This is a genomic window from Pseudarthrobacter sp. WHRI 8279 (assembly GCF_040224115.2).
GTDB lineage: Bacteria > Actinomycetota > Actinomycetes > Actinomycetales > Micrococcaceae > Arthrobacter.
In genome coordinates this window covers 1,558,751-1,571,894 of sequence record NZ_CP168162.1, presented here as the reverse complement: position 1 = coordinate 1,571,894, position 13,144 = coordinate 1,558,751, and the positions used below count along the sequence as shown (strand labels likewise).

Genomic DNA, 13,144 nt, shown 5'->3' with positions numbered 1-13,144 from the left:
AGCAGGACCACCCGCACAACGCGCAGCGCACGCCCACGGGAAGCGCCGGAGCCCTGGCAGCCATAGCGCTGCTGGAAGAGGTGCGGGAGGATTTGGCCGCCACTGAACTGCCGCTTGCCCTGCCTGAGGCGGAGCAGGCCCGGCGCGAGGCCGCCAGTGCCGTGGCCCAGCTCGATGACTACATCCTTCCGCGATACCGGAGCCTTGACGCCCCGCTCCTGGCCGTCGTCGGAGGTTCCACGGGGGCGGGCAAGTCAACCCTCGTCAATGGGATCGTGGGACATCCGGTCACCCGTGCCGGCGCCATCCGCCCCACCACGCGCCAGCCCATCCTCCTGCACCACCCGTCAGAAGGCGACTGGTTCGAGGGCCAGCGCGTGCTGCCGAGCTTGAGCAGGATCCGTGGGTTTGTAACCAACAGCACAGTGCCGGCAAACCGGGCCGGCGCGGTGCCGGATGCAGGAGCCATGTCGTCCCTCGTCCTTGTTGCGGACCCGGGAGTGCCTGCAGGAATTGCGGTCTTGGATGCCCCGGACGTGGATTCCATCTCCGATGACAACCGTAAGCTCGCCTCACAGCTCCTGGCCGCGGCCGATCTGTGGGTTTTCGTCACCACTGCGAACCGCTACGCCGACGCCGTTCCCTGGAAGCTGCTCCTCAACGCAGCTTCCCGGGACATCATGGTTGGGGTGGTCCTGGACAGGGTGCCCGCGGGGGCGGAAGAAGAAGTCAGCGAGGACCTGCGCAGCCTCCTGGACAGGGAAGGCCTTGGTGCGGCGCAGCTGTTCGTTATACCGGAGACCACTTTGGACCCGATGGGCATGCTGCCTGCAGGGTCAGTCCAGCCGCTGCGGGCCTGGCTGGCCGGCCTGGCCGCCGACGCTGCCGGCCGGTCTGACATCGCACGCCGCACGTTGAACGGGACCGTCAGGGCGATGGCAGGACGCGTCGCCGCCGTCGCGCAGGCCGCCCGGGAGCAGCAGTCCGCCGCCGCCAACCTGGAGGATGCCGCCGTCGCGGCCTACCGGGACGCCGCGGACCGCATCCTGGATGCCACAAGGGACGGCGCCCTCCTGAGGGGGGAGGTGCTGGCCCGCTGGCAGGACTTCGTGGGTACGGGTGAATTCTTCCGGGTCCTCGAGCAGAACGTGGGGCGGTTCCGCGACCGCGTGGGTGCGTTCTTCCGCGGTGAACCGGCCCCCGCCGTCAGGGTGGAAGCCGCCATCGAGACCGGCCTGCAGGCAGTCATAGTTGACGAAGCCGCCAACGCCGCAGAGGACACGGACCAGCGCTGGCGCAACGACCCTGCCGGGCGCCAGCTGCTGGGTACGGATGATCTCTCCGGCACAACGCCGGGTTTTGAAGACCGCGCCGCCGCTGAGATCCGGGCCTGGCAGGAAACGCTGATGGACATGATCCGTACTGAGGGCCAGGGAAAGCGGACGCAGGCCCGCTGGCTGTCCTTCGGCATCAACGGACTTGGCGCCGCCCTGATGATCGTCGTCTTTTCCATGACAGCGGGACTCACGGGCCTTGAGGTAGGCGTTGCCGGCGGCACCGCCGTCGTTGGCCAGCGCCTGCTCGAAGCTGTCTTCGGCGAGGATGCCGTCCGGCGCATGGCCGACAAAGCACGCGAGGACCTTCACACCCGCTGCCAGGCCCTGCTGCAGGAAGAGCGGCGCAAGTTCCTTTCCCGGCTGCCCGGGTACGACGACAAGGCCCCTGACACCCTCGCCGCGCACGCTGCCGCGCTGGTCCGCCTGGCGGACAACGCATGAGCCGCCACAGCGACACCCGCGAGGCGTCCCGGCTTGACCGCCGGCTTTCCGCCCTCAACGACGCCCGCGAGCTTGGCGAAGGCGTCCTTCCGGATGAGTCCCTGCAGGAAGTCTTCAGCGTTTTGGAGCGGGCAAGTTCGCGGCGGTCACTCTCTGCAGACCACACAGTGGTGGGATTTTTTGGTGCCACGGGAAGCGGCAAATCCTCACTGTTCAACGCGGTCAGCGGCGCGGAAATCGCGACGGCGGCGGCCCGCCGTCCAACGACGTCGGAACCCTTGGCGGGGGTGTGGGGTGCGGAGGGCAGCGAGCCGCTGCTGGACTGGCTGGAAGTCCGCAGCCGCCACCACGCCGGCGCCGTGGAAGGATTCGCGGACGAGGATACCGGTCTGATCCTGCTGGACCTGCCGGACTTCGACTCCACCAAGGCATCCAACCGCGAAGTGGTGCAGCGGATGGTGGGAATGGTGGACGTCCTGGTCTGGGTCCTTGATCCGCAAAAGTACGCCGACGCTGCAGTGCACAACGACTTCCTGTCCCGCCTGGCGTCGCACGGCGCGGTGACCCTGGTGGTCTTGAACCAGGTGGACCGGCTGCCCGAACGTGACGTGCAGCCTGTCCTGGAATCCCTACGCTCCATCCTTGCCCGGGACGGACTCGCCAAGGTCCAGGTGCTTGCGGCGTCGGCGTTGACGGGGGCCGGCGTTGACCAGGTCCGGGCTGCCATCCGTGGAGTTGCCGTAAAGCGCAAGGCACAGTCGCAACGGCTGGCTGCCGATATCACCAGGGCCTCAGCCGAGCTGGGCGCTGTGTCCGGCGAGGGGGCCGCAGCTGGCGTACGGCCTGCGGCCGTTGCCCGGCTGTCCGACGAACTGTCTGTTGCAGCGAACGTTCCGGTGGTGGTCCGCGCAGTGGGCCAGTCGTACCGGCTGGAGTCGGTCAGGCGCACCGGCTGGCCGGTGACCAGGTGGCTCTCCCGGTTCCGTGCTGATCCGCTGCGGCGGCTCAATCTGCGCAGCACCGCGCCATCGGAGCTGAACCGGACATCCTTGCCGCCGGCAGGAGCGCCGGAGCGGGCACGCACGGACGCCGCAGTGCGTGAATTCGCCGACATAGCCAGCGCCGGTGCCCCCGGGCCCTGGCGGGCCGCCATCCGGGGAGCCGCCAGGGAGGGGCGGGAACGCCTGCCTGACGCGCTTGACCAAGCCATCGCCGGAACGGACCTCGCCGCCAACCGGAAGTCCTGGTGGTGGGGAGTCTTCAACGTGGTGCAGTGGCTGGCGCTGCTTACCGTCCTGGGCGGGCTGGGCTGGCTCGGCGTCCTGGCGGCTCTGGGCTATTTCCAGATGCCCGTGCCGGAGGTGCCCCGGGTGGAAGGTTGGCCAATCCCCACGCTGATGATTGCCGGGGGAGTGGTGCTGGGTCTTTTCCTGGCCATCACCGGCCGCTTTATTGCCGCTGCTGCGGCGAATGCGCGGGCGGCCAGGGCGCGGAGACGGCTCAATGCCGCAGTGGCTGCCGTTGCGCAGGAGCTCGTAGTGGAGCCGGTGGAACTGGAGGTCAGCAGGCAGGCCGCATTCGATGCTGCACTCAGGAAGGCTGCAGCCGGCTAGCTGCGTCCCGGACCTTGACCAGGGTGCGCAGGTTGCGCGTGGTGGTGGCTTCCTTGAACCTGGGTTTCGCGGAGATCTTGCTGAAGGGGCTGTCCAGGGTTCCCCCGGCCGGTGCCAGCCACGCCAGTGCCTCCGGCCCCAGCCTCTTCTGCTGGTGTCCATCCAGCGCGGACCCGGCCGCATCCAGCTCATCGAGCACTGCGTTGTCCGATGAGAGCGTGATGTAGGTGTGGGTGGTCTTGTCGTCATCCGGGTAGGGGCACGCTGCCACCAGTTCGGAGACCCGGCCGGCCTCGAGGACCACCACCCAGGCGTCATAGCCGAAGGCGTCCCGCAGGCACTTCTCACAGGTGCGCTTTACAGCGGCGGCGCCCTGGTTGCTGGTGAGGACCACGTTCCCGCTCGCAAGCAGTGTCCCGGCATCCTGGAAGCCGGCGGCCTGGAGCGCGTCCCGCAAGGCGGCCATTTTGATGTTGATGCCGCCCACGTTGATGCCCCGGAGGAAAACCGCATAGCTGGTCATGGCGAAATCCTAGCCCCGGCCGGGCGGGTTGTGGCTGCCTTTGCCGGGCGTCAGTCGTTGTTCTTGCGGAGGGCCTCGGTAAGGAGCCGTCCGGCGTTGCACACCACTTCCGCGTGCAGCCGGCCGGGCTGGCGGGTGAGGCGCTCGATCGGCCCGGAAATGGAGACGGCCGCGATAACCCGGCCGGACGGTCCCCGCACCGGTGCGGAGACGGAGGCAACACCCGGCTCCCGTTCGCCGAGGCTCTGGCCCCAGCCCCGCCGTCGTACTCCTGCCAGGACCGTTGGCGTGAAACGCGCTGACTGCAGTCCTTCGAGAAGGCGGTCGTGGTCTTCCCAGGCAAGCAGCACCTGGGCGGCCGAGCCTGCCTTCATGGACAGCTGCGTGCCCACGGGAATGGTGTCGCGGAGGCCGATGGGACGCTCGGCCGACGCCACGCACACGCGCCAGTCACCCTGGCGCCGGAAAATCTGGGCGCTTTCGCCCGTGGCATCGCGCAGCTGCATCAGGACCGGCCCGGCGGAAGCTATCAAACGGTCTTCACCTGCGGCCGACGCCAGCTCAACCAGGCGGCTTCCCAGGACAAAGCGGCCCTGGATATCGCGGCTGACCAGGCGGTGGTGGACCAGGGCCAGGGCGAGGCGGTGGACAGTGGGCCGGGCCAGGCCCGTGGCTGCTACGAGCTGCGCCAGCGTGGTGGGGCCGGCTTCGAGCGCATCAAGCACCTGGGCCGCTTTATCAATGACACCGACTCCACTAGAATTGTCCATGTAATGATATTGCCGTCTCAATATCTGAGATGCAAATCTTTCGGCTGGCGCAGTGCCAAGCCGTCCTGATTCAGTTGAGCTCATCAGCCAAACAGCAGTGAAGGGAGATGGCCATGGCAAAGACATTGGCCGAGAAAGTCTGGGACGCACACGTGGTGCGCAAAGGGGATGGCGACGGAGCCAGCGCCCAGCCCGACCTTCTTTTCATCGACCTTCACCTGGTCCACGAAGTGACGTCCCCGCAGGCGTTCGAAGGCCTGCGGCTGGCCGGCAGGAAACTGCGCCGCCCGGACCTCACCATCGCAACGGAGGACCACAACACTCCCACGCTGGACATCGACAAGCCTATCGCGGACCTCACCAGCCGCACCCAGATCCAGACCCTGCGCAACAACTGTGCGGAGTTCGGCGTCCGGCTGCACAGCCTGGGGGACGCGGAGCAGGGCATCGTCCACGTGGTGGGCCCGCAGCTGGGCCTTACCCAGCCTGGCATGACGGTGGTCTGCGGCGACTCGCACACCTCCACGCACGGCGCTTTCGGCGCCCTGGCCATGGGCATTGGCACCTCCGAGGTGGAGCACGTCATGGCCACCCAGACACTCTCCCTGAAGCCGTTCAAGACCATGGCCATCAACGTTGAGGGGACACTGCGTCCGGGCGTGACGGCCAAGGACATCATCCTGGCCGTCATCGCCAAGATCGGCACCGGCGGCGGGCAGGGCTACGTCCTGGAATACCGCGGGTCCGCCATCCGCTCGCTGTCCATGGACGCGCGCATGACCATCTGCAACATGTCCATCGAGGCCGGCGCCCGCGCCGGCATGGTGGCGCCGGACGAAACCACCTACGGCTACATGAAGGGCCGCCCGCACGCACCGCAGGGCGCGGACTGGGACGCCGCCGTCGAGTACTGGAACACGCTGCGCACTGACGACGACGCCGTCTTCGACGCCCAGGTTGACCTGGACGCCGATACCCTGGAGCCCTTCGTCACCTGGGGCACCAACCCGGGCCAAGGCGTTTCGCTGTCCGAGTCCGTGCCGTCTCCCGAGGACTTCGGCGACGAGAATGCCAAGGCCGCCGCCGAACGTGCACTGCAGTACATGGGGCTGGAGGCCGGAACCCCGATGAAGGACATCCGGGTGGACACCGTCTTCCTGGGCTCCTGCACCAACTCCCGCATGGAGGACCTCCGGGCCGCCGCGGACATCATCCGCGGACGCCAAAAGGACCCGAACGTCCGCATGCTGGTGGTGCCGGGCTCCGCCCGCGTACGGCTCGAGGCCGAGGCTGAGGGCCTGGACCGCGTGTTCAAGGACTTCGGCGCTGAGTGGCGCTTTGCCGGCTGCTCCATGTGCCTGGGCATGAACCCGGACCAGCTGGAGGTGGGGGAGCGCTGCGCTTCCACCTCCAACCGCAACTTCGAAGGACGCCAGGGCAAGGGCGGCCGTACCCACCTGGTCTCGCCGGTGGTCGCCGCTGCCACCGCCATCCGGGGCACGCTGAGCTCGCCCTCGGACCTCGACCCGGCCCCCGAATCCGCCGCCATCCGCACCGACGCAGCCTAGGACACGCCATGGAAAAGTTCACCACCCACACCGGAATCGGCGTCCCGCTGCGGCAGAGCAACGTGGACACGGACCAGATCATCCCCGCCGTCTACCTCAAGGGGATCACCCGGACAGGCTTCGAGGACGCCCTGTTCTCGGCCTGGCGCAAGGACCCGTCCTTCATCCTGAACAAGGAGCCCTTCAATGCCGGCTCCGTGCTGGTGGCCGGGCCGGACTTTGGCACAGGATCGTCCCGCGAACACGCTGTCTGGGCACTCAAGGACTACGGTTTCAAGGCCGTCCTCTCCTCCCGCTTCGCCGACATCTTCCGCGGGAATTCCGGCAAGCAGGGCCTGCTTGCCGCCGAACTCTCCCAGGACGACATCGAGCTGATCTGGAAGGAGCTCGAGAATGCCCCGGGGACCGAGGTCACCGTGGACCTGGTGTCCAAGACCGTGGTGTGCGGAAACATCGTTGCGCCCTTCGAAATCGACGACTACACGCGCTGGCGCCTGCTCGAAGGCCTCGACGACATTGGGCTCACCCTGCAGCATGAGGCAGACATCACGGCCTACGAAGCCACCCGGCCGTCGTTCAAGCCCAAAACCCTGCCGGCGCGCCTTTCCTCCGCCGGCTGAAGCAGAGCTGCCTGTCTTAAAAAGGTGCGACGGCGGCACGCCACGCCCTGCCGCCGTCGCCCGCGTATTTCGGTTCGGTAACGCAACCTCCTATGCTTGGTTGGAGCCTTTGCAAGGATTTGGGGGCGAGTGATCGTAAGGAAACCGGTATATGAGTAGTGTTCTGACAATCCGCGGCGGAGTCCCGCTTACAGGCCGCGTCAGCGTCCGGGGAGCGAAGAATCTTGTCCCCAAGGCGATGGTGGCCGCGTTGCTGGGCAACGAACCCTCGGTGTTGCGGAACGTGCCGGAGATCAAGGACGTGGAGGTGGTCACCTCACTCCTGCAGCTGCACGGCGTCACCGTGGTCAAGGACCCCGTCAATGGCGACCTCACGCTGGATCCCAAGGCCGCCAAGACGGCGTCCAGCACTGCCATTGACGCCCACGCGGGCGACTCCCGGATCCCCATCCTGCTCTGCGGGCCGCTCATCCACGCCATCGGTGAAGCCTTCATCCCGGACCTCGGGGGCTGCAAAATCGGCGACCGCCCCATCGACTACCACCTGGACGTGCTGCGCCAGTTCGGAGCCGTGGTGGAAAAGCGCCCCGGCGGGATCCACATCTCGGCGCCCAAGGGCCTGCACGGCGCAAAGATTTCCCTTCCCTACCCTTCCGTGGGTGCAACCGAGCAGGTCCTGCTGAGCGCCACCCGCGCCGAGGGCATCACCGAACTCTCCGGCGCCGCAACCGAGCCGGAAATCATCGACCTCATCGCCGTGTTGCAGAAGATGGGCGCCATCATCAGCGTCCAGACGGACCGGACCATCCGCATTGAAGGCGTCCGCGATCTCGGCGGCTACAACCACCGGGCCCTCTCGGACCGGAACGAGTCGGCGTCGTGGGCCTCCGCTGCGCTGGTCACCAAGGGCGACATCTTTGTTGAGGGCGCCTCCCAGCGGGACATGATGACTTTCCTGAACACGTACCGCAAGGTTGGCGGCGGGATGGACATCGGCGAGGACGGCATCCGGTTCTACCACAAGGGTGGCAAGCTCAACCCGCTGGTCCTGGAAACGGACGTGCACCCCGGCTTCATGACGGACTGGCAGCAGCCGTTGGTGGTTGCCCTGACCCAGGCCGAGGGCGTCTCAATCGTCCACGAGACCGTCTACGAGAACCGCTTCGGCTTTACCGACGCACTGATCCGGATGGGCGCCAGCATCCAGGTCCACCGTGAATGCCTGGGCAGCGTGCCCTGCCGCTTCGGCCAGCGCAACTTCTTGCATTCCGCCGTGATCTCCGGACCCACCCAGCTCAAGGGCACCGATATCGACGTCCCCGACCTCCGTGGAGGCTTCAGCCACCTGATCGCCGCGTTGGCGGCGACGGGAACCTCACGCGTCACCGGCATTGACATCATCAACCGCGGCTACGAACGGTTCACCGAAAAGCTGGCCGGGCTGGGTGCCGACTTCGACATCACCACCACGAAGTAGCGGGCAGACGTGAAGGAACCGGCCAAGAGCCGCGCCACCCTTGCGGTGGTCGCTGGAATAGTCCGCCCCCTGTTCAACCTCATGATGGACAAAGAGTGGAAGGGCACTGAGAAGCTGCCTGCCGGCGGCTTCATCGCGGCGCCCAACCACTGCACCGAGATCGATCCCCTGATCATCGGCCACCTCCTCTACAACCACAAGGTTCTGCCGCATTTCCTCGCCAAGTCCGGACTGTTCAAGGTTCCGGTGCTGGGCTGGGTCCTGCGGGCCACCAAGCAGATCCCTGTGGAGCGTTCGACGGCGGGAGCGAACCGTTCCCTCCAGCTCGCCCAGGAGATCGTCGCCGAAGGTGGGGCCATCATCATTTATCCCGAAGGCACCCTCACCAGGGATCCGGACCTCTGGCCCATGAAGGGCCACACCGGAGCCGCGCGGCTCGCCCTCGAAGGCGGCATTCCGGTGGTCCCGATCGCCCACTGGGGCGCCCACGAGGTCTTCCCCCGCTACGGCAAGCGGTTCCACCTGTTCCCCCGCAAAAAGTCGCGGGTAGTGGTGGGTGAGCCCGTGGATCTCAGCGCCTTCAGCGGCCGCCCCCTGGACAAGGCCACGCTGACAGCGGCCACCGATGCCATCATGGACGCCATCACCGCCCTCCTGGCGGAGATCCGCGGCGAGCAGCCTCCCGCAGAGCGGTGGGACCCGGCCAAGCAGCAGCAAGCGAAGCACGGCAGGTTCATGGAACGCGGACAGCAGCAGCCCGGCACCGGAACGGACGCTCCGTGACCGCTGGGGGAAGGCAAACGGGTTCTGCCCTTTCCGTTGCAGTCCTCGGTGCCGGCTCCTGGGGGACGACATTCGCCAAGATCCTCGCCGATGCCGCGGCTGCGGCAGGGGATCCGCGCACCATCAGGCTGTGGGGGCGCCGGGCTGAAGTGGTGGACCAGATCAACACCAGCCACGTCAATGCCCAGTACCTGAAGGACGTCCCGCTCCCGGAGAGCATCTCGGCGTCCACGGACGTCGCCGCCGTTCTCAAGGATGCCGACCTCGTGGTGATCGCCGTCCCGGCGCAGTCGTTGCGGCCCCAGTTGCGGGAATGGAAGGACCTGATCGCGCCGGACGCCATGGTGGTTTCCCTCATGAAGGGCCTGGAGCTTGGCACGGACGCCCGGATGAGCGAGGTCATCGGCGAGGAGCTTGGCCTGCCCGCCGAACGCATCGCAATCGTGTCCGGGCCCAACCTGGCCATGGAAATCGCCCGTGAAGAACCAACCGCATCCGTAGTTGCCTGCTCTGATTCCGCCGCGGCCGGATGGATCGCCAGGAGTTGCACGGCCCCCTATTTCCGGCCCTACACCACAGCGGACGTTGTTGGGGTGGAGATCGGCGGAATCGTGAAAAACGTCATTGCGCTGGCCGTGGGCATCTGCGAAGGCAAACAGATGGGGGACAACACCAAAGCGTCCGTCATCACCCGCGGACTGGCCGAGACGTCCCGCCTCGCCCTGGCGCTTGGCGGTGAGGCCAAGACAATGGCCGGCCTGGCCGGGCTCGGGGACCTCGTGGCCACCTGCTCCTCGCCGCTCTCGCGCAACCACACCGCGGGCCGTCTGCTGGGCCAGGGCCTTACGCTCGAGGAAGTTGGCCAGAAAATGACCCAGACGGCCGAAGGCATTAAGTCCGGCCAGGCTGTCCATGAGCTGGCAGGCAAACTGGGCGTCGAGATGCCCATTACGGCCGCCGTCGTTGCCGTGCTGGCCGGCAAACTGTCCGTTGACCAACTGGGGCCTGTCCTGCTGTCCCGGGAATTGAAACCTGAAGGCGATTACTGACGATGTCCCAAGAAAATTTGGCCACGGGGGAAACCGCGCCGCGGACAAAACCACGGGTGGCGGTACTTTTCGGCGGCCGCTCCAGCGAGCACGCCGTGAGTTGCGTAACGGCTGCCGGCGTACTCGGCGCCATCAACAAGGACAAGTACGAGGTGATTCCGATTGGCATCGCCAAGACCGGGCAGTGGGTCCTCACGGGTGCCGACACCGCCCAATGGTCCCTGTCCTCAACGGCCCTGCCTGAGGTGGCGCCCTCGCCGCAGACGGTGACCCTCGCCGAGATCGGGGGCGAACACCAGCTGATCGTGGCCTCCCCGAACGAGGTGCCCCGGGAGCTCGGCACCGTTGACGTCGTGTTCCCGCTGCTGCATGGCCCGTTCGGTGAGGACGGCACCATCCAGGGGCTGCTTGAACTCTCGGACACCCGCTACGTGGGTGCCGGTGTCCTGGCCTCCGCGGTAGGCATGGACAAGCACTACATGAAAGTGGTGTTCGAGGCCGCCGGGCTGCAGGTAGGCCCGTACGTGGCGGTCACGGACCGGCAGTGGCGCAAGGACCCGGAGCTGGTCCGGAAGCAGGTGGACCGGCTGGGCTTCCCGGTCTTCGTCAAACCAGCCCGCGCCGGATCGTCGATGGGTATTTCCAAGGTTGATTCCCTGGCGGACCTGGACGCCGCCATCGAGGAAGCCCGCAAGCATGACCTAAAACTTGTGATCGAAGCCGGGATTACTGGCCGGGAAATCGAATGCGCTGTCCTTGAAGGCAGGGGCACCGACGCTCCACGGACCTCCATGCCCGGAGAGATCTCCGTGGCCGGCGGCACACACGAGTTCTACGACTTCAACGCCAAGTACGTGGAGGACGACGCCGCCTCCCTCAGCTGCCCGGCCGATCTTCCGGAGGAAGCCATCTCACGGGTCCGCGAGCTGGCAGCGGCAGCGTTTGACGCCGTGGGTGCCGAAGGACTCAGCCGCGTGGACTTCTTCTACACTCCCGCCGGGGAACTCATCATCAACGAGATCAACACCATGCCCGGGTTCACGCCCAAGAGCATGTACCCGCAGATGTGGGCGGCCTCCGGCCTGGACTACGCCGACCTCATCGATGAACTGATCTACCTGGCGCTGAACCGCAAAACCGGGCTGCGCTGACGTTCCCCACCCGCCGTCCCCTGACCTCGCTTCGGCCAGGGAACCCTGCCGGCGTGGGCCCACCGCCGGCACCCTGCCGGAATGGGCCTACTGGCTGGGCGGCAGGTTTTGCAGGTCTTCCTGGCCTACGCAGTTCCGTGCCGCCGGCACCTTGCCGGCGGCCGCTGCGAGGTCTGCCAGGACTGTGGCGGAGCTGATCTTGTCCGGATCCATCAGGATCTCGGTTGCCGGTTCGCGGCCGTAGGTGGTCAGGGTCCAGACGGGGTTGCCCTCCTTGATGACCCAGTCGATGCCGTTGACGGTCACGCAGCGGTCTGTGGTGGGGCCCGGGACGTTGACGCCGCAGCGCAGGATGACCAGGGAAGGGTCTCCCCAGGCTGCCGTCGCCTGGCTGTTCGTCTTCCGGAGCGGGCTGTCGCCTATCGCGTCCGGCAATGCCACCATCATGGGAGCGCACGCCGCGTTGGCCGCGTCCTCGGCAGCAGGAACATCCACGGGGGGCGAGCACGACGTCAACGGTATGGCCGCGAGGCTCCCAATCAGTGCCAGCCTGGCAACACGGGCGGGCAGGGAAAGCTGGGCTCGGTGCATTCCTCCAGCCTATCGCCGCGAACGGACCCTGCCCGACGCCCGGCACCGCCTGCCCCCAATGTCAGGGCCCCGCGATAGCGTAGTGGGGTGCCTGAAAATCCCTCGTCCTCCCGCCCGCAATCCGATGTGCAATCCGGCGATGGCCAGTCCGACGCGAACCAGCTGACCGTCCCCGCCCCGACCGTCCCTGCGCTGGCTGTTTCTGCCCTCTCCGAGGGCGAGCTGCTGGCCCGCATCTTCCCGCGACTGGCCATGGAAGGCACGTACGGCGCCGCCACCCTTTTAGGGCCGGGGGATGACGCTGCCGTGATCGCCGCTCCGGACGGCAGGACGGTCATCAGCATCGATACGCAGGTCCAGGACCAGGACTTCAGGCTCCAGTGGCCAAGCGGCTACAAGACCACCGGCTTTGACGTCGGCTGGAAAGCAGCGGCGCAAAACCTCAGCGACATCAACGCCATGGGCGCCACTGCAACCTCGCTGGTGGTAAGCCTCACCCTTCCCCCTGAGACCCCTGTGGGCTGGGTTGAGGACCTGGCCGACGGCCTCACCTCCGCGATCAGGGAGCTCGGTGCGGCCAACTGCTCGGTAGCGGGCGGCGACCTGGGCCGCGGGCGGGAAATTTCCGTGACCGTCGCAGTCCTCGGCACCCTGGATGGCGGTCCGGCCGTCCTCCGTTCCGGAGCCAAACCAGGAGACATCCTTGCCCTCGCAGGCACCGCCGGCCATGCCGCAGCAGGCCTCGCCCTGCTGGAGTCCAGCGTTCCACTGGACAGTCTCGGCCCTGAACTGCGCGGCCTGGCGGAACTCCAGTGCAGGCCGCAGCCACCCCTGGCCGCCGGGCCCGCCGCTCGGGCTGCCGGCGCCACTGCGATGCTGGACATTTCGGACGGAATGCTGCGGGACGGCCTGCGGCTGGCGGCGGCCAGCGGTGTCGCCGTCGACCTCCATCCGGGTCCGCTGGAACGGCTGAAGGACATCCTGCTGCCCGCCGCGGAACTGCTGCACGCGGATGCCCGGGACTGGGTGCTCGGCGGCGGGGAAGACCACGGGCTGCTGGCCACATTCCCCTCCAGCACCCCGCTGCCCCCTGGATTCACTGCGATAGGCTCAATACAAGCACTGGGAATCAACGAGCGCCCGGGCGTCACAATAGCGGGCCGGTCCGCGGACACCGGGGGATGGGATCACTTTGCACACTAAGGTTGCCGCCAACGCGCA

The 13,144-nt window shown here is 67.1% G+C and carries 12 protein-coding genes; 9 read left to right on the top strand and 3 right to left on the bottom strand.

The annotated features are described in order from the left end of the window. Nucleotides 1–62: 62 nt before the first annotated feature. Both ABRP28_RS07140 and ABRP28_RS07135 read left to right on the top strand, forming a co-directional pair. Complete coding sequence (locus tag ABRP28_RS07140; RefSeq protein ID WP_350002665.1) at nucleotides 63–1,778, top strand: dynamin family protein; 1,716 nt, start codon at nucleotides 63–65, stop codon at nucleotides 1,776–1,778. After that, complete coding sequence (locus ABRP28_RS07135; RefSeq protein ID WP_350002597.1) at nucleotides 1,775–3,391, top strand: GTPase; 1,617 nt, start codon at nucleotides 1,775–1,777, stop codon at nucleotides 3,389–3,391. The genes ABRP28_RS07140 and ABRP28_RS07135 overlap by 4 nt, the downstream gene beginning before the upstream one ends. Here ABRP28_RS07135 and ABRP28_RS07130 read toward each other — a convergent pair. Together ABRP28_RS07130 and ABRP28_RS07125 are read right to left on the bottom strand one after the other, a co-directional pair. Continuing rightward, nucleotides 3,369–3,914 carry a DUF1697 domain-containing protein gene (locus ABRP28_RS07130; RefSeq protein ID WP_350002596.1) on the bottom strand — a complete coding sequence of 182 codons (546 nt, stop codon included), beginning with the start codon at nucleotides 3,912–3,914 and terminating at the stop codon, nucleotides 3,369–3,371. The genes ABRP28_RS07135 and ABRP28_RS07130 overlap by 23 nt on opposite strands. A 50-nt stretch (nucleotides 3,915–3,964) precedes the next feature. Further along, nucleotides 3,965–4,684 carry an IclR family transcriptional regulator gene (locus tag ABRP28_RS07125; protein WP_066276894.1) on the bottom strand — a complete coding sequence of 240 codons (720 nt, stop codon included), beginning with the start codon at nucleotides 4,682–4,684 and terminating at the stop codon, nucleotides 3,965–3,967. A gap of 113 nt (nucleotides 4,685–4,797) precedes the next feature. Between ABRP28_RS07125 and leuC the strand changes: the two genes are divergently transcribed. The 6 genes from leuC (at nucleotide 4,798) to ABRP28_RS07095 (ending at nucleotide 11,332) form a co-directional block, all read left to right on the top strand. Further along, on the top strand, nucleotides 4,798–6,252 hold the full coding sequence (leuC, locus tag ABRP28_RS07120) for a 3-isopropylmalate dehydratase large subunit (RefSeq protein ID WP_350002595.1): 1,455 nt from the start codon (nucleotides 4,798–4,800) through the stop codon (nucleotides 6,250–6,252). Between the two features lie 8 nt (nucleotides 6,253–6,260). Next, nucleotides 6,261–6,872, top strand: a complete 612-nt coding sequence (gene leuD / locus ABRP28_RS07115; RefSeq protein ID WP_350002594.1) for a 3-isopropylmalate dehydratase small subunit — start codon at nucleotides 6,261–6,263, stop codon at nucleotides 6,870–6,872. Between the two features lie 151 nt (nucleotides 6,873–7,023). Then, nucleotides 7,024–8,349 carry a UDP-N-acetylglucosamine 1-carboxyvinyltransferase gene (murA, locus tag ABRP28_RS07110; protein WP_188808571.1) on the top strand — a complete coding sequence of 442 codons (1,326 nt, stop codon included), beginning with the start codon at nucleotides 7,024–7,026 and terminating at the stop codon, nucleotides 8,347–8,349. A 9-nt stretch (nucleotides 8,350–8,358) separates the two neighbouring features. After that, a complete protein-coding gene (locus ABRP28_RS07105) occupies nucleotides 8,359–9,132 on the top strand; it encodes a lysophospholipid acyltransferase family protein (RefSeq protein WP_350002593.1) in 774 nt (257 codons plus the stop codon). Continuing rightward, on the top strand, nucleotides 9,129–10,181 hold the full coding sequence (locus tag ABRP28_RS07100; RefSeq protein ID WP_350002592.1) for an NAD(P)H-dependent glycerol-3-phosphate dehydrogenase: 1,053 nt from the start codon (nucleotides 9,129–9,131) through the stop codon (nucleotides 10,179–10,181). Before ABRP28_RS07105 ends, ABRP28_RS07100 begins: the two co-directional genes overlap by 4 nt. A 2-nt stretch (nucleotides 10,182–10,183) precedes the next feature. After that, entirely contained in the window at nucleotides 10,184–11,332 is a 1,149-nt protein-coding gene (locus ABRP28_RS07095; RefSeq protein ID WP_350002591.1) for a D-alanine--D-alanine ligase family protein, read from the top strand. An 87-nt stretch (nucleotides 11,333–11,419) separates the two neighbouring features. Here ABRP28_RS07095 and ABRP28_RS07090 read toward each other — a convergent pair whose 3' ends face one another. After that, complete coding sequence (locus ABRP28_RS07090; protein WP_350002590.1) at nucleotides 11,420–11,923, bottom strand: DUF3515 family protein; 504 nt, start codon at nucleotides 11,921–11,923, stop codon at nucleotides 11,420–11,422. A 252-nt stretch (nucleotides 11,924–12,175) separates the two neighbouring features. Between ABRP28_RS07090 and thiL the strand changes: the two genes are divergently transcribed. Continuing rightward, nucleotides 12,176–13,126 (top strand): thiamine-phosphate kinase, encoded by a 951-nt coding sequence (gene thiL / locus ABRP28_RS07085; protein WP_350002664.1) that lies wholly within the window; start codon nucleotides 12,176–12,178, stop codon nucleotides 13,124–13,126. Nucleotides 13,127–13,144 lie beyond the last annotated feature (18 nt).